Below are 15,063 nucleotides of genomic sequence, written 5' to 3' on the forward strand. Positions count from 1 at the left end.
CCGGCAGCCCGGTCAGGAGGTGGGCTTGGCCGTGCCGCAGTACTCCGCTTCGATGACGGGGTACAGGCCGTCTTCTCGCCAGTCGCCGTTGGTGTTGTAGGCGAGCGAGTGCCCGCCGTCCTCGGTGGTCACGGCGACGGAGAGCGAGCCGATCCAGCCGCCGGCGTGGCCCCACACCGTGGTGCCGCACCGGGTGGGCAGGCGTTCGAGGCCGAGGCCGTGGCCGTCGGGGGTGGTGGTCTTCATCGCTTTGAGCTGCTGGGGCGGAAGGAGTTGACCGCGCAACAGGGCGCTGAAGAAGCGATTCAGATCGGCGGCGCTGGAGATCATGTCGCCGTCCGCCCAGCTCTGGGACGCGTTCTGGAGGGTGACGTCGTAGATCTTCGTCGCGGCCGGGTCCGTCGACAACTGAGAGTAGGCGCGGCTGCTGGGGCGGGGCATGTGGCTGCTGTTGCCGGGCATGGTGGTGGCGCGCAGGCCGAGCGGATTGATGATGCGCTTGCGCACCTCGTGCTCGTAGGTGTTCCCGCTGGCCTTCTCGATGATCAGGCCGGCCAGGACGTAGTTGGTGTTCGAGTAGGAGTACTCGCTGCCGGGCGGGGAGAAGGCGGGCGCGTGCCGCATCGCGACGCGTACGGCGGCCTGCGGTGTGCGGTTGTCAAAGCGGTGGACCAGGAAGCCCGGTGCGAGGGCGTAGGTGTTCAGGTACTCGGTGTCGGCCAGGTAGTCGTAGACGCCGCTGGTGTGGTTGAGGAGTTGGCGGACGGTGATCGTGCGGCCGTCGTGACCGTTGCCGCGGACGAGGCCGGGCAGCCACTTCTCCACGGTGTCGTCGAGGTCGAGTGCGCCTTCGGCCTCCAGTTGGAGGAGGACGGTGGCGACGAAGGTCTTGGTGATGCTGGCGATGCGGAAGCGGTCGTCGGCGCCGCGCGGGGTGCCCGTTCTGAGGTTGCCGACGCCTGCGGTGCCCTGCCAGACGCCGTGCCCGTCCGTGGCGGTGGCCGTCGCTCCCGGGAGGCCGCCGGCCACGAGGGCTTCCAGGGCGCGTTGGGTGGCCTGATGGTTGCCGCGCGAGCCGGGGGACGTGCTGCCACTGGCTCCGGCGCCGCCTGCGCCCGGGGCCTCGCTCCCGCCCGTGCCCTCGTCCCCGGTCTCGCTCGTGTCCGTGCGTGGGTCCCGGGCTTCGTTCCCGCTCGCGGCCGTGCCCCCGGCCTCGTTCCCGCCCGTGAGCCCGGCCGTGTTGGCGGGGGTGAGGATGGCGGTGGGGGCCGTGGGATCGGCCTGGGCGGTGGGGGCGGTGAGAGCGGTGAGGGTCAGCGTGCCCGCGACAAGACCCACCGCGCCCGTGCGTTTCAGTCGTCGTGCCGTCATGTCTGGCTCCTTACTGCCGACTGGCCATCGGTGGGATGGACCCAGGAGGGGCGCAGACGGTTGATCGAGGGGAATTCGATGGCTGAGTTGTGACCCGTGACCCCCTGTCGTGCTACGCGCGTTGACCCTAGGCTGCCGGGGCAGTCTCCGTCGTTCGTTGAAAGATCAAGGGGAGAGATGTCAGCCAGCTCGCACGCGACGAGTTCGCCCGGGCCCGAGGGCCCCCGCGTCCACAGAGCGACGCGCCCCCGAAAGGACCGCAAGTACCGTCGGGTCCTCGGTGCCGTCGCCGGCCTGACCACCGTCGGCGCGCTGTTCGCCGCGCTGCCCGCAGGGACCGCCGGCGCCCATGAGCGCGACCAGGCGGAGAAGGGGAGCGCGGGTGACCGGAGCCACGCGCGGACCGTGGACGTCCAGTTGCTCTCGTTCAACGACTTCCACGGCAATCTCCAGCCGCCGTCCGGCTCGGGCGGTCGGGTGACCCACACCAACCCCGACGGCACCACCAAGACCATCGACGCGGGCGGCGCCGAGTACCTGGCGACCCATCTACGCGAGGCCCGCAAGGGCAAGCGCTACTCGGTGACCGCGGCGGCCGGCGACCTCATCGGTGCCACGCCCATGCTCTCCGGCCTCTTCCACGACGAGCCGTCCATCGAAGCGCTGAACAAGCTGGGGCTGGACGTCTCCTCCGTCGGCAACCACGAGTTCGACGAGGGCGCCCGCGAGCTGGCCCGGATCCAGAACGGCGGGTGCCACCCCACCGAGGGCTGCTACGAGCGGGGCAGGAAGTTCAAGGGCGCGGAGTTCCCCTATCTGACCGCCAACGTGACCCACGAGAAGTCCGGCAAGCCGCTGCTCGACCCGTACTTCGTCTGGGAGCGCGGCGGGGTGCGCATCGGCTTCATCGGGGTGACCCTGGAGGGCACGCCCGACATCGTGAACGCCGAGGGCATCAAGGGCCTGAAGTTCGGCGACGAGATCGAGGCGATCAACAAGTACGCCAAGGTGCTGGAGCGCCAGGGCGTCAAGTCGATCGTCGCGCTGCTGCACGAGGGCGGGGCCCCGGCCTCCTCCTCGTACAACTACAACTGCGACAGCCCCGGTCCCGGTGACGGGATCTCCGGGCCGATCGTGGACATCGCCAAGAAGGTCAGCCCGCAGGTCGACGCGTTGGTGACGGGCCACACGCACCAGGCGTACGCGTGCACGATCCCCGACCCCGCGGGCAATCCGCGCACGGTGACGTCCGCGGCCTCGGCAGGCCGGCTCTACACGGACACCACACTGACGTACGACCGGCGCACCCATGACATCGTCCGCACGTCGGTGGCCTCCGCCAACCACGTCGTCACGCGTGACGTGCGGAAGGCGCGGGACATGACGCGGCTGATCGACCGTTGGAACGCGCTCGCCGCGCCGATCGCCAACCGGCCCGTCGGGTACATCTCCGCGGACATCGACAATCCCCAGGCGGAGGAGCGTCCGTTGGGGAACTTGATCGCGGACGCCCAGTTGGAGGCGCTCGCCGCGGCAGACAAGGGCGGTGCGCAGCTCGCGCTGATGAACCCGGGCGGCATCCGGGCGCCCATGGTGGCCGAGCCGTCCGGCAGCGAGGGGGCGGGCGTGGTGACGTACGGCGAAGCGTTCACGGTCCAGCCGTTCACCAACATGATGAACGTGGTCGACCTCACCGGAGCACAGTTGGTCACCGCGCTCCAGCAGCAGGTCAGCGGGTCGAACCAGGCGTCGCCGAAGATCCTCCAGGTCTCGAAGGGCTTCACGTACACCCTGGACATGACCAAGACGGGCGCCGACCGGGTGGTGGTGGACTCGATACGGCTCAACGGCGAGCCCGTCGACCCGGCGAAGACCTACCGGGTGGCGATGAACGAGTTCCTGACGGGCGGCGGTGACGGCTTCGCCGTGTTCAAGGAGCACAAGAACAAGCTCGTCGGCGCCTCCGACCTGGACGTGCTGATCGCCTACCTCGGGGCGCACTCCAGCCCGACGGCCCCGTTGGCGCCGCCGGCGTTGGGTCGGATCACCGTGGTGAAGTGACGTCGACCGTTCGGCGTCAGGACCACCGGTGCTGGCATCACCGGTGCTGGCATCACCGGTTCTAGCGCCACCGGCTCGCGTGCCGAGGGCTCTAGCACCAGAGGTTTGAGCACCAAGGGCTTGAGCACCGCCCGTCCGGGGTCGGTCACAGGGGTGACCAGCCCGGACGGGCGGGGCGGAGCTAGGAGAGGGTCGTCGGTGGGGGTGTGGTGGCGCCCGGGAGGGTGATCACCACGGCAGTGCCGCCGCCCGCTGCGGGTTCCAACCGCACCTGGCCGCCCGCCTGCTGGACCGTGCGCGCCACGATCGAGAGTCCGAGCCCGGAGCCGGGCAGGGCCCGTGCCGAGGGCGAGCGCCAGAAGCGTTCGAAGACGTGCGGCAGTTCCTCGGCGGGGATGCCGGGGCCGTGGTCGCGCACCGTCAGCTCGCCGTTCTGCAATCGCACCTCGATGGTGGCGCCGGGTGGGGAGAACTTCACCGCGTTGTCCATGACGTTCACCAAGGCCCGTTCCAGCGCCGCCGGTTCGGCCCGCACGTACCAGGGCGTCAGGTCCTCGACGAAGGTCAGCTCCGGTCCCCGCAGCCGGGCGCGCCCCAGCGCCGTCGCCGTGACCTCGTGCAGCCCGACGATCGACAGTTGCTGGCCGCCCTGTGCCGAGTCCGGCCGGGACAGTTCCTGGAGGTCGCCGATCAGCGACGCCAGCTCCACCATCTGCGCCCGTACGCTCTCCAACAGCGCGCGCCGGTCGGCGGGCGGGATGGCCCGGCCCGTCCGTTCGCTGCGCACGAGCAGGTCGATGTTGGTGCGCAGCGAGGTCAGTGGGGTGCGCAACTCGTGCCCGGCGTCCGCGATCAGCCGGGCCTGACGGTCCCGGGAGGAGGCGAGCGCCGCGGTCATCGCGTTGAACGAGCGGGAGAGCCGGGCGATCTCGTCGTCCCCGTCGGACGGGATCCGTACGGTCAGGTCCTCCGTGCGCGCCACGTGTTCCACCGCCTCCGTCAGCCGGTCCACGGGCTGGAGCCCCGCCCGGGCCACCCACAGCCCGGCCGCACCAGCGCCGAGCACGCCGAGTCCGGCGAGGGCGGTGAGCAGCAGCGCGAGACGGTTGAGGGAGGTGTCGATCTCGTCGAGGGGGCGGGAAACCGACACCGCGATCGACGTGTTGCCCGGGCCGATCTCGCGGACGGTGTGCACGCGCACGGGCTGGCCGTTGTCCGTGACGCTGTCGTGGAGGGCGCTCTCCCGCTGGCCGTTGGCGACGGCCACGTCCAGCGCGGTGACCTTCACCGGGACGTTGTACCGGGCCACGCAGCGCGAGCCGTCCGGCCCCACGATCTGGGTGTACGCGAAGGACTGCTTCTCGGTGACGTGGATCTGGGTGCCGACCTCGCACTGCTTCAGGGCGTCGACGACGACCTGCGTCGGCGCGCTGACGTTCTTCAGGGAGGTGTTCAGCTCGTCGTTGAGCTGGGCCCGCACCAGCAGCCAGGCGACGACCGCGACGGCGGCGACGGCGATGGCGACGGCGGTCGCCACCAGCAGCGCGAGGCGCGAGCGCAACGGCAGCCTGCGGAACCGGCGCACCAGGCGCCACCCCAAGCCCGTACCGCCGCCCGCGCTCGTACCGCCCGGGCCCACACCGCCCGCGCTCGTACTGCCCGCGCCGGTACCGCCTGGTCCCGTGCCGCCGAAGCCGGAAGGTCCGCGCTCGGCGTCCGTGGGAGGGGGACCCCCGGCCTGCGTCACGCGTCACCGCCGCCCGCGCGCAGCACGTACCCGACGCCCCGCACCGTGTGGACGAGGCGCGGCTCGCCGCCCGCCTCCGTCTTGCGGCGCAGGTACATCACGTACACGTCCAGCGAGTTCGAACTGGGCTCGAAGTCGAAGCCCCAGACCGACTTGAGGATCTGCTCGCGGGTGAGCACCTGGCGCGGATGCGTCAGCAGCAGTTCCAACAGGGTGAACTCGGTGCGCGTCAGCTCGACGGCGCGGCGGCCGCGGTGCACCTCGCGGGTGCTCAGGTTCATCGTCAGATCGTCGAAGCTGAGCACGTCGCCGGCGCCTTCGACGTCGCCGACCGCCTCGGCGAGCTGTGCGGCGGCGTACGAGCTGCGGCGCAGCAGCGCACGGATCCGGGCGAAGAGCTCGTCCAGTTCGAACGGCTTGACCAGGTAGTCGTCGGCGCCCGCGTCCAGGCCCGTGACCCGGTCGCCGACGGTGTCGCGGGCGGTCAGCATCAGGATCGGCACGGTCGAGCCGCCGGCGCGGATGCGGCGGGCCGCGGTGAGGCCGTCCATCCTCGGCATCTGGATGTCGAGGACGACCAGTTCGGGACGGTACGACGCCATCTTGTCGAGCGCGTCGAGACCGTCGACGGCGACCTCCGTCGCGTACCCCTCGAAGGCGAGGCTGCGCTGGAGGGCCTCCCGGACGGCGGGCTCGTCGTCGACGATCAGGATGCGCTCGTCAGTCATGCGGACAGCCTCGCACGTCCCGTCTCCGGCCGGCCGCCCCTCGCCCGCGGGCGCCGAAGCGTCGTCGGTGAGCCCGCCCCAGCCGTCCGTGAAACTCCTAGTTGCCGGCGCGCAGGTCATTGAGGCTGGCCTTCACGGTGTCGACGGGGATGGCGAAGCCGAGGCCGACGCTGCCGGCCGTCGAGCCGGTGGCCGCGCTGGGGGAGTACATGGCGGAGTTGATCCCGACGATCTCCCCGTTCATGTTGATCAGGGCGCCGCCGGAGTTGCCCGGGTTCAGGGAGGCGTCCGTCTGGATGGCCTTGTACGTGGTCGTGGACTCGCCGGTGTCGCCGTTGAACTGCCGGCCGCCGTACTCGAAGGGCCATCCCGTGTCCGGGCGCCGCTGCCCCGGGTCCGTCGCGACGGTCACGTCCCGGTCGAGCGCGGAGACGATGCCGCTGGTCACGGTGCCGGTCAGGCCCTCGGGGGAGCCGATGGCCACGACCTCCTCGCCGACCTTCAGCTTGCCGGAGTCACCGAGCGGTGCGGCCTTCAGACCGCTCGCTCCCCGCACCTTCACCAGGGCGAGGTCCTTGTCGGGCGCGGTGCCGACGACGTCCGCGGTGTACGTCTTGCCGTCGTCGAGGCGTACCTGCACGGTGTCGGCGCCCGACACGACGTGGTTGTTGGTGATGATCTCGCCGCTGGACGTGATGATCACGCCGGAGCCTGTGCTGGCGCCGTTGCCGCCGGCCGCCTTGATCTCCACGATGCTCGGGGACACGGCCTCCGCGACGCCCGCCACGGTGCCCTTGTTGCTGGTGGAGACGTTCGTACCGCTGATGCCGGAGCCGCTGCTCGCGCCGGTGCCGCCGCCGTCGCCGGTGAACCGGTCCACCAGGGCGGACGCACCGCCGCCGACGGCCGCGGCGGCGATCGCCACGGCCACGAGCAGCGCGACCGGCCGCTTGGCGCGGGCCGCCCGAGGCGCCGCGCCGCCCGACCAGGCCGCGGCCTCCGGGGGCCAGGCGGGCGGGGACTGCGGAGGCGGCGGCGCCTGGTGCGACGCGTACGGTTCGGTCGCGGCGGGCGCAGTGGCGTCGTGGGTCGTGGCGTCGTACCCGGTGGTGCCGTACCCCCCGGTGTCGTACGTCGTGGTGTCGTGACCCGGGGTGCCGTACCCCGTGGTGTCGTGACCCTGCCCGTACGTCGGTGCCTGCGGCTGCGGCTGCGACTGCGTGTGCGGGAACTCCTGCCGGCCCTCGGGCCCGGGCTGCGGCTGTGCGTCGTTGCGGTTGCGCGAGAAGTCCGTCATGGGAACGACTGTCGCCGCGCCAGATGAGAGGAGTCTGAGGCGGCACTGAGAAGCCGCGCAGAGTTCCGTACGGGCCGTGTAAAGCCGCGCCGCGAAGCGCCGCGCGGCCGAGCCCTACCCGACGTGCGTCAGCCGCAGCCGCACGAACGACGGATGACCAGCCCCGACGGGAACTGCCGCACCCGCTCCCGGCGCGAGCCCGCGACCCGCAGGCTGTCGTCGAGCACGAGGTCCACCGCCGCCCGCGCCATCGCCGGCCGGTCGGACGCGACCGTGGTCAGCGGCGGATCGGTCAGATGCGCTTCCTTGACGTCGTCGAAGCCGGCGACCGCCAGCTCGCCGGGCACGTCGATGCGCAGCTCCCGCGCTGCCCGCAGCACGCCGATCGCCTGGTCGTCCGTGGCGCAGAAGATCGCCGGCGGGCGGTCCGGCCCCGACAGCAGCTTCAGCGCGACCTGGTACGCGTCGTAACGGTTGAACGGCGCCTGGAAGAGCCGGCCCTCGACCGTCCGGCCGGACTCCAGCATCGCCCGCCGCCACCCCTCCACGTGGTCGGTGACGGGGTCGCCGACGGCGGGGGTCTCGTCCGGCCCGCCGAGGCACGCCACGTACTCGTGTCCATGCTCCAGCAGGTGCCGGGTGGCGAGCTGGGCGCCGCCGATGTCGTCGGTGACCACGGCCACGTCGTCGATCGCCTCGGGCCGCTCGTGCAGCAGCACGACCCGGGCCTCCCACGCCTCGATCTCCGCCGCCGCGCTCTCGGTCAACCCCTGGCTGACGAGGATCAGCCCGGAGACCCGCATGCCGAGGAAGGCCCGCAGATAGTGGACCTCGCGCTCGCGGCGGTAGTCGGAGTTCCCGACGAGGACCATCTTTCCGCGCTCGGCCGCGGCCTGTTCGACGGCGTGCGCCATCTCCGCGAAGAAGGGCTGGCGGGCGTCGGGCACGACCATCCCTATGAGGTCGGTGCGCCGGGAGGCCATCGCCTGGGCGACCCGGTCGGGCCGGTAGCCCAGCTCCTTGATCGCTGCGAGCACGCGCTCCCGCGTCGCCGGGGCGACCGGCCGGGGTCCGTTGTTGATGACATAGCTCACGACGGCGGTGGAAGTCCCCGCCAGTCGCGCAACGTCGTCCCGCGTCACCTTGGCCACGCGCGGCAGTCTACGCGTGGTGACCCCGCTCCGGGCAGGTCGTACGAGGGATCCCAACAGGTGGACAGGGCGGGCCCGCAGCCGGCCCGCGGTGCACGTCCTACGCGCGGGCTCCCGCGCCCGGAACCACCGTTCCGGCCTTCCCGGAGCCGCCTGCACGCGCCGGCCCGGAAGCTCCGGCCGAACCCACCGGACTCACCGAACCGGCCGAACCCACCGAACCCACCGAACCGGCCGATCCCACTGACCCGGACTTCGGCTTCTCCAGCTTCTCCGGACGCTCGGACTTCTCCGGCCGCTCGGGCCGCTCCGGCGAAACGAAGCGGTAGCCCACGTTCCGTACGGTCCCGATCAGCGACTCGTGTTCCGGGCCGAGCTTGGCGCGCAGCCGTCGCACGTGGACGTCGACCGTCCGCGTGCCGCCGAAGTAGTCGTACCCCCAGACCTCTTGGAGGAGCTGGGCGCGGGTGAAGACCCGGCCGGGGTGCTGCGCCAGGTACTTCAGCAGTTCGAACTCCTTGAAGGTCAGGTCGAGGACCCGCCCCTTCAGCTTCGCGCTGTACGTCGCCTCGTCGACCGACAGGTCCCCGTTGCGGATCTCCATGGGGGAGTCGTCGGCGCCGAGCTGCTGCCGGCCGGTGGCCAGTCGCAGCCGGGCCTCGACCTCGGCCGGTCCCGCGGTGTCGAGCAGGACGTCGTCGACGCCCCAGTCCGCGGTGACGGCCGCGAGGCCGCCCTCGGTGACCACCAGGATCAGCGGACAGCCGGGGCCGGTGGAGCGCAGCAGCTGACAGAGCGACCGCACCTGGGGGAGGTCGCGGCGCCCGTCGACGAGGATCACGTCGGCGCCGGGGGTGTCCACCAGCGCCGGGCCCTCGGCGGGGGCCACCCGCACGTTGTGCAGCAGCAGCCCGAGGGCGGGGAGCACCTCGGCGGAGGGCTGGAGGGCGTTGGTGAGTAGGAGAAGCGAGCTCATCGGGGGTCACCTGCTCCCGTCCTGGCTGTTCGCCGGTGGTGCACGGTTCGCTCACCCATGACGTCTGTTCCTCCTCGGTCCTGCGAGGACGTGGTGGTGCTGCGGCCCTGTGGTCGGTCCGCATTCCGAGTGTCCGTCCGGTCCGGTCCGGCCGGCCGGCTTGTTTCGTCCGTTCGGTCCGTCCGGTCCGTTCCCGGAATGCGGAAAAGCATTCTGCTCGCGCGTCCGTTCCGTTCACGTGCCTGTAACAACGGGCCGGAAACGCAAAAGGACCCGGGGGCTGCTTCGCCCGGATCCTCTTCGCAGCACAATAGCCCACATGCGTTCTGATCCAGAGGGCGAATTTCACACTGTGGACGTATCCCAGATCACGTCCCCGGCCCGGCGCGCATGGCTCCGGACTTCCGATGGTGTCCGTATTGAGGCGAATTATCAACCGTGTGCGGCCGTACCGGGGACGGCTGCCCCGGGCGGCGGAGCCGTGGTCGTCGCGCACGGTTTCACCGGCTCCGTCGACCGGCCGGCGGTGCGCCGCGCAGTGGCGGTGCTGGCCCGCCGCGCGGCCGTCGTCAGCTTCTCCTTCCGAGGTCACGGCCGGTCCGGCGGGCGCTCGACGGTCGGTGACCGCGAGGTGCTGGACCTCGCGGCGGCGGTCGAGTGGGCCCGGGCGCTGGGGCACGAACGCGTCGCCACCGTCGGCTTCTCGATGGGCGGCTCGATCGCACTCCGCCATGCCGCCCTCCACGCCTCCGGGCGCGGGGGGCGCACGGAGGCACGAACGGACGCCGTGGCCGCCGTGAGTGCTCCCGCGCGCTGGTACTACCGGGGTACGCCGTCGATGCGCCGGGTCCACTGGGTGGTGACGCGACGCCTCGGGCGGGCCGTCGGGCGCTACGGACTCGGCACCCGGATCGACGACCGGGACTGGGACCCGGTCCCCCTCTCTCCGGTCGAGGCGGTGCCGCTGATCGCTCCGACGCCGCTGTTGATCGTGCACGGCGACCGCGACCCGTACTTCCCGCTCGACCACCCGCGCATGCTGGCCGCGGCCGGACCTGCGGAGCTGTGGCTGGAGCGGGGGATGGGGCACGCGGAGAACGCGGCCGACGAGGCGCTGCTCGGCCGTCTGGCGGACTGGCTCACGGACCCGGGGGCCGTCTCCGATGGCTCATGATGGTCCCCGACGGAACCACGGAGTACGACACGGAGGACGAGGGGAGCGGCGCATGCCGGCGGGGACGATCCGCTATTGGGCTGCGGCCAAGGAAGCGGCCGGGGTCGCGGAGGAGCCGTATGCGGCGGACACGCTCGCGGACGCGCTCGCCGCGGTGCGCCGGAGCCACCCCGGTGAGCTGACGCGCGTGCTGGAGCGGTGCTCCTTCCTCGTCGACGGCGCTCCCGTCGGGACCCGTGACCATGAGACCGTACGGCTTGCGGAGGGCGGCACGGTCGAGGTGCTGCCGCCGTTCGCAGGAGGGTGAACCGGACAGCATGAGCAGCGAGCAGCAGTATCCGCCGTACGACCCGTACGCGCCCCCGCAGCCGGCCCCGCCGCCGTACGGGCAGGACCAGGAGCAGGGGCGGGGGCCGTCGCAGTCGCAGCCGCAGCCATACGCCCAGTCCCAGCAGCCGCAGCCGTACGCGCAGCCCCAGCAGCACCAGCACCAGCCGCCGCAACCGCAGGCGGGGGCGTACAACCCGTACGCGGGAGCGGGGTACGGGCAGCAGCAGGGTCACGGCGGCCACCCGGGTCACCCCAGCCACCCGGGTCACCCTCAGGCGTACCCGCCGCAACAGCCGTACGCCCAGCCTCAGCAGCCGTACCAGCCGCAGCCGTACCAGCAGCCCCAGCCCCAGCCTCAGCCCCCGCACGCCCAGCAGTCGTACCCCTCGCACCAGCAGCCCCAGGGATACGGTTACCCGCAACAGGCGCCGTACCAGGACACCGGTCGGGCCGGTCAGGCGAGCCCGACGGGGCAGGCGGGGCAGGCCGCGCAGACCTGGCAGGGCGAGACCTGGGACACCCAGTACCAACCGGGGCTCACCCCGCTCGGGACCACCCGGCAGCCCGTGGGCCCCGCCGAGGAGACGGCGTACCTGCCGCCGGTGCCGTCCGGGGCCGAGGAGACCGCCTATCTCCCACCCGTACCGCCCGCACCGTCCGGGCACAACGGGCACAACGGACCCACCGGTCACGCCAGTCACCCCGGCCACAACCCGCCCGCCAGGTCTGCTGCGCCGGCGAGCGCCGCCGAAGAGACCGCGTATCTCCCGCCGGTCCCGCCCGCGGGTGCGGGGGACGAGACGGCGTACTTGCCGCCCGTACCCCCCGGACCGGCCGCGCCGGCGAGCGCCGCGGAGGAGACCGCGTTCCTGCCGCCCGTACCGTCGGGGCCGCCCGGGCCGTCGGCCGGGGCGCGCGGACACGGGCGCACGCCCCAGGGCGCGTACCCGCTGCCGCCCGAGGCGCCGCACGCCGCGGCGCCCCCGCGTGTTGTGGCGATCACCCCCGAGGTGGTGCCCGCGGCCGCCGACACCGGCTACAGCTCCCCCAGGACCAGCGGCAACACCAGGATCACCGACGCCCAGCGCGCCCGCGCCGAGGGCCGGTCGCCGATCATCGCGCCCGGCATCCAGCCGGCCGGGCTCACCGCCGCGCTCGGCCTGCTGCTCGCGGCGGGCGCGGCGATCGGGTCGTACGCGCTGGTCGTACCGCTCGTACTGCTCCAGGCGGTGACCGCGGCCGGTTGGTTCCGGCTGAACGGCATGTGGCCCGCCCGCCAGGGCATCGCCCTGGCCTTCCTGGGCGGCTTCGTGGCCGACGTGGTGCTGCTGGCCGTCGGCCGGGAGCACGGGCCGGCCGCGATCATCGGCACGCTGGGCGTGTGGGTGCTGCTCACCGTGGTGCTCCAACTGCGCAGCCACGCCGGCGCCGACGAGCGGATGTACGGCCTGATGGCGACGGTCGCGTCCGCCGCGCTCGCCGTCGTCGCGGCCGGGTACCTGGCTGCGTCGGCCGACGCGGTCGTGGTCGGCGGGGTAGCGGTCGCCGTGGCGGTCGTCGCCCGGGCGCTGCCCGTGCCGGGCGTCGCGTCCGTGGCGCTCAGCATGCTGGGGGCGGCCGGCGCCGGCGCGCTCGTGGGCGGGATGACGGACCTGGGCGCGCAGGGCGCGCTCCTGGGGCTCGCGGCGGGCGTGCTCGCGCTGGTGGGCCTGCGCGCGGCCAGCTACGACTACCCGTCGCGGTTCGTGCACTTCACGGCGGGCGTCGCGCTGCCGCTGGCGATGGCGACACCCGCGGTCTACCTGGTCGGCAGGGTGCTCGCCTAGAGCGGGTCCTGAACGTCCCGCGCACGCGTCCCTGTGCGCGTGGACGTAGTCGCCGTTTCCCTGCGGGTGCGTTGGTCTCCGCGGTCCGGTGGTGGGTCGTTCGCGCAGTTCCTCGCGCCCCTGATTCGCCTCCCCCCGTCACTTGTCCGCGGGCGGAGGCATTCTTTGGGGGCGGAACTGCGCGAACAACCCACCACCGGGTGAGCCTTGCCACCCGTCCCTTTCGGAACCATCGTCCGCAGTCGTACGTCAGCTCTATTCGAAGGGTCTCGACGGTCGTTCGTCGACGACTTCCGGCCGGACGACTTGGGGGCCCTGGGCCATGCGCGCGTTGCGAATACTCCTGATCACCGCGGTCATACTCGGCGGCCTGTTCATCGCGGCCGACCGCATCGCGGTGAACGTGGCCGAGTCGGAGACGGCGGACAAGATCCGCAGCAGCCAGGGACTCTCCCAGACGCCGGACGTCTCCATCAAGGGCTTCCCCTTCCTCACCCAGGTGCTCGGCAAGCAGCTCGACGAGGTGGACGTCAGCGTCGAGGGCGTCACCGCCAAGGCCGACGGCCGCACGGTGAACGTGACCGAGGTGAAGGCCGACCTGCGGGACGTCAAGATCGGCAGCGACTTCTCGTCCGCGGTCGCGGGCCGGGCCGACGGCTCCGCCCGCATCTCCTACGCGGACCTCGCCAAGGCGGCGCCCGAGGGCGCGACCGTGGGTTACGCCGGCCCGGAGCGTGCGGCGAAGGGGCAGGTGAAGGTGACCGGAACCCCCAAGGACCTGCTGAAGAGCGCGGGTCGGGACCTGGGGAGCAGCCGTCTGGAGTCCCTGCTGACGGGCGAGGTCACGATCTACAGCACGGTCGAGCTGGTCGACGGCAAGACGGTCCGCTTCAAGGCGGAGACCCTGCCCGGCGGCATTCCGCTGCCGGGCTTCGACCGGCTGATGCGCGACGCCGTCGACTACGACATGACGATCGAGGGCGTGCCGTCCCGCATCACGCTGGACCGCGTGGAGGCGGCGGAGGACGGGCTGCGGTTCTCCGGCCGGGCGCAGGACGTCGCCGTCGGCTGACCGAAGGCGCGCGCCCGTGACGGCGCGCTCCTGACGGCGCACCCCTGAGGGGCGCTCGCGGAATCAGCTCTGGTAGGACGCGATGAGTCGGGCCAGGTGCGTTCCGGCCAGCCGCAGCGGCTTGTCGTCCCGGGCGACCTGGGCCGCGAGTTCGGCGCCCTCCAGGGTGCTGATGACGGTGCAGGCGAGGTCGTCCGCGTCCTGCTCGGGGATGCCCGCCGACCGGAGCTCGTCGAAGACCACCGACTGCCAGCGCGCGAACGCCTCGGCCGCGGCCCGCTGGATGTCGGGGAGCCGGCCGGCGGTCCCCAGGGCGGTGGCGGTGACGGGGCAGCCGTCGATCCAGTCGGACTCCCGCAGCCCGTCCGCGAGGGAGCGGGTGAGGGCGAGGACCGCATCGGCCGGGTCGGGTTCGCCGTCGAAGATCTCCCGCAGGATCTCGCTGAACTCCTCGTCGCCGCGCTGCACGGCGGCCACGGCCAGCTCCTGCTTGCCGCCGGGGAAGAAGTGGTACACCGAGCCCAAGGTGGCTTCGGCCTTCTGGGAGATCTGCTTGATGGGGGTGGCGTCGTACCCCTGGCGCTGCATCAGCAGAGATGCGGCGCGCACGATCCGCTCACGGGTGCCGGGGACGTCGGCGGTGGCCCCAGCGGTCCCGTTCGCCCCGTCCGTCCCGTCCGTCCCGTCCGTCCCGTCCGCCCCCTCGGGCCCGTTCGTACCGCCCTTCGGGGCGGACGCGTTCCTCGTCTGGTGCAGTGCCCTGGTCTTCATCCGACCCAATGTACCGCTACTAGATAGAACGTCCACTACAGAGGTCCGCCTCGGAGGTCGCTGTCAGGGGCACCCGTCGCGGGCCCGGCGTGGACGCCCTGGTTACGGGCTTCCGAGACATCCGGCCGCATGGTGAGACGGACCTGTCCGGTGGGTAGAAAGCGGACCCGGAAGCCCCCGCGGGAGGCGGTGCGGGGAGGGCCTCGGGCCGGTGAACGTATCGCATGCTGGTCGATCTCGTCTCAATATTCGACACACCGGTGACATCCCGCCCGCCGCGTCCCTACGATCGGACGCATGAAGCAGCGACAGGCGGATCTCACTAAGCGGCGGGCAGTCGACCTGTGCCGCGTGGCCGCCATGCTCTGTCGCGCCGTCTGAGCGGGAGCACCGCTCCCGTCCTCGCCCCGGCCCTCGCCAGAAGATCGGGGCCCGTGCCGCTGTGCGGTCCCCGGCGCCGCCGGTCCGCCGTCCGTCGTCGTCCGTGACCGTCCGTATAGACCGGGTACGCACGTACAACGCCCGCGAACCGAACGCACCGCACCACGCACCACCGCAC

13 protein-coding genes are annotated in these 15,063 nt (G+C 72.3%); 6 read left to right on the forward strand and 7 right to left on the reverse strand.

Features of this window, described 5'->3' with window-relative positions; all coding sequences use genetic code 11:
* Positions 1-12 precede the first annotated feature (12 nt).
* Positions 13-1,371: a serine hydrolase domain-containing protein gene (locus ACH4E8_RS06040; protein WP_398444841.1), complete on the reverse strand. Its 1,359-nt coding sequence runs from the start codon at positions 1,369-1,371 to the stop codon at positions 13-15.
* Between the two features lie 177 nt (positions 1,372-1,548).
* Here ACH4E8_RS06040 and ACH4E8_RS06045 point away from each other — a divergent pair, with 177 nt between their 5' ends.
* Positions 1,549-3,432 (forward strand): bifunctional metallophosphatase/5'-nucleotidase, encoded by a 1,884-nt coding sequence (locus tag ACH4E8_RS06045; RefSeq protein ID WP_398444842.1) that lies wholly within the window; start codon positions 1,549-1,551, stop codon positions 3,430-3,432.
* Positions 3,433-3,613: 181 nt separating this feature from the next.
* On the opposite strand, the gene ACH4E8_RS06050 is transcribed toward ACH4E8_RS06045, so the two are convergent.
* The 5 genes from ACH4E8_RS06050 to ACH4E8_RS06070 all read right to left on the reverse strand — a co-directional run bounded on the left by ACH4E8_RS06050 (position 3,614) and on the right by ACH4E8_RS06070 (position 9,331).
* On the reverse strand, positions 3,614-5,032 hold the full coding sequence (locus ACH4E8_RS06050; RefSeq protein WP_398444844.1) for a sensor histidine kinase: 1,419 nt from the start codon (positions 5,030-5,032) through the stop codon (positions 3,614-3,616).
* Between the two features lie 143 nt (positions 5,033-5,175).
* Positions 5,176-5,907, reverse strand: a complete 732-nt coding sequence (locus ACH4E8_RS06055) for a response regulator transcription factor (RefSeq protein ID WP_398444846.1) — start codon at positions 5,905-5,907, stop codon at positions 5,176-5,178.
* Between the two features lie 97 nt (positions 5,908-6,004).
* Positions 6,005-7,204 carry a S1C family serine protease gene (locus ACH4E8_RS06060; protein ID WP_398444848.1) on the reverse strand — a complete coding sequence of 400 codons (1,200 nt, stop codon included), beginning with the start codon at positions 7,202-7,204 and terminating at the stop codon, positions 6,005-6,007.
* A 128-nt stretch (positions 7,205-7,332) separates the two neighbouring features.
* Complete coding sequence (locus tag ACH4E8_RS06065; protein WP_398444850.1) at positions 7,333-8,355, reverse strand: LacI family DNA-binding transcriptional regulator; 1,023 nt, start codon at positions 8,353-8,355, stop codon at positions 7,333-7,335.
* A 100-nt stretch (positions 8,356-8,455) separates the two neighbouring features.
* Positions 8,456-9,331, reverse strand: coding sequence for a response regulator transcription factor (locus tag ACH4E8_RS06070; protein WP_398444852.1), 876 nt, complete (start codon positions 9,329-9,331; stop codon positions 8,456-8,458).
* A 319-nt stretch (positions 9,332-9,650) separates the two neighbouring features.
* Here ACH4E8_RS06070 and ACH4E8_RS06075 point away from each other — a divergent pair, with 319 nt between their 5' ends.
* The 4 genes from ACH4E8_RS06075 (at position 9,651) to ACH4E8_RS06090 (ending at position 13,733) form a co-directional block, all read left to right on the forward strand.
* Positions 9,651-10,505 (forward strand): alpha/beta hydrolase, encoded by an 855-nt coding sequence (locus ACH4E8_RS06075; RefSeq protein WP_398444854.1) that lies wholly within the window; start codon positions 9,651-9,653, stop codon positions 10,503-10,505.
* 52 nt (positions 10,506-10,557) lie between these two features.
* The gene (locus ACH4E8_RS06080; RefSeq protein WP_398444856.1) at positions 10,558-10,812 is read left to right on the forward strand and encodes a MoaD/ThiS family protein; all 255 of its coding nucleotides are present in this window, start codon (positions 10,558-10,560) and stop codon (positions 10,810-10,812) included.
* A 625-nt stretch (positions 10,813-11,437) separates the two neighbouring features.
* The gene (locus ACH4E8_RS06085; RefSeq protein ID WP_398446037.1) at positions 11,438-12,661 is read left to right on the forward strand and encodes a hypothetical protein; all 1,224 of its coding nucleotides are present in this window, start codon (positions 11,438-11,440) and stop codon (positions 12,659-12,661) included.
* Between the two features lie 322 nt (positions 12,662-12,983).
* Positions 12,984-13,733 carry a DUF2993 domain-containing protein gene (locus ACH4E8_RS06090; protein WP_398444858.1) on the forward strand — a complete coding sequence of 250 codons (750 nt, stop codon included), beginning with the start codon at positions 12,984-12,986 and terminating at the stop codon, positions 13,731-13,733.
* Positions 13,734-13,796: 63 nt separating this feature from the next.
* Here the strand turns inward: ACH4E8_RS06090 and ACH4E8_RS06095 are convergent, their stop codons facing one another.
* Entirely contained in the window at positions 13,797-14,504 is a 708-nt protein-coding gene (locus ACH4E8_RS06095) for a TetR/AcrR family transcriptional regulator (RefSeq protein WP_398444860.1), read from the reverse strand.
* A gap of 297 nt (positions 14,505-14,801) precedes the next feature.
* On the opposite strand from ACH4E8_RS06095, the gene ACH4E8_RS06100 reads away from it, so the two are divergent.
* On the forward strand, positions 14,802-14,885 hold the full coding sequence (locus ACH4E8_RS06100) for a putative leader peptide (protein ID WP_350807544.1): 84 nt from the start codon (positions 14,802-14,804) through the stop codon (positions 14,883-14,885).
* Positions 14,886-15,063: the final 178 nt, after the last annotated feature.

Source organism: Streptomyces sp. NPDC017979 (assembly GCF_044328175.1).
GTDB lineage: Bacteria > Actinomycetota > Actinomycetes > Streptomycetales > Streptomycetaceae > Streptomyces.

Excerpts from the sequence above, each read along its gene's own strand:
- ACH4E8_RS06040 (WP_398444841.1), bottom strand. The coding sequence starts at position 1,371 with ATGACGGCACGACGACTGAAACGCACGGGCGCGGTGGGTCTTGTCGCG.
- ACH4E8_RS06045 (WP_398444842.1), top strand. The coding sequence starts at position 1,549 with ATGTCAGCCAGCTCGCACGCGACGAGTTCGCCCGGGCCCGAGGGCCCC.
- ACH4E8_RS06055 (WP_398444846.1), bottom strand. The coding sequence starts at position 5,907 with ATGACTGACGAGCGCATCCTGATCGTCGACGACGAGCCCGCCGTCCGG.
- ACH4E8_RS06060 (WP_398444848.1), bottom strand. The coding sequence starts at position 7,204 with ATGACGGACTTCTCGCGCAACCGCAACGACGCACAGCCGCAGCCCGGG.
- ACH4E8_RS06070 (WP_398444852.1), bottom strand. The coding sequence starts at position 9,331 with ATGAGCTCGCTTCTCCTACTCACCAACGCCCTCCAGCCCTCCGCCGAG.
- ACH4E8_RS06075 (WP_398444854.1), top strand. The coding sequence starts at position 9,651 with ATGCGTTCTGATCCAGAGGGCGAATTTCACACTGTGGACGTATCCCAG.
- ACH4E8_RS06080 (WP_398444856.1), top strand. The coding sequence starts at position 10,558 with ATGCCGGCGGGGACGATCCGCTATTGGGCTGCGGCCAAGGAAGCGGCC.
- ACH4E8_RS06090 (WP_398444858.1), top strand. The coding sequence starts at position 12,984 with ATGCGCGCGTTGCGAATACTCCTGATCACCGCGGTCATACTCGGCGGC.
- ACH4E8_RS06095 (WP_398444860.1), bottom strand. The coding sequence starts at position 14,504 with ATGAAGACCAGGGCACTGCACCAGACGAGGAACGCGTCCGCCCCGAAG.
- ACH4E8_RS06100 (WP_350807544.1), top strand. The coding sequence starts at position 14,802 with ATGAAGCAGCGACAGGCGGATCTCACTAAGCGGCGGGCAGTCGACCTG.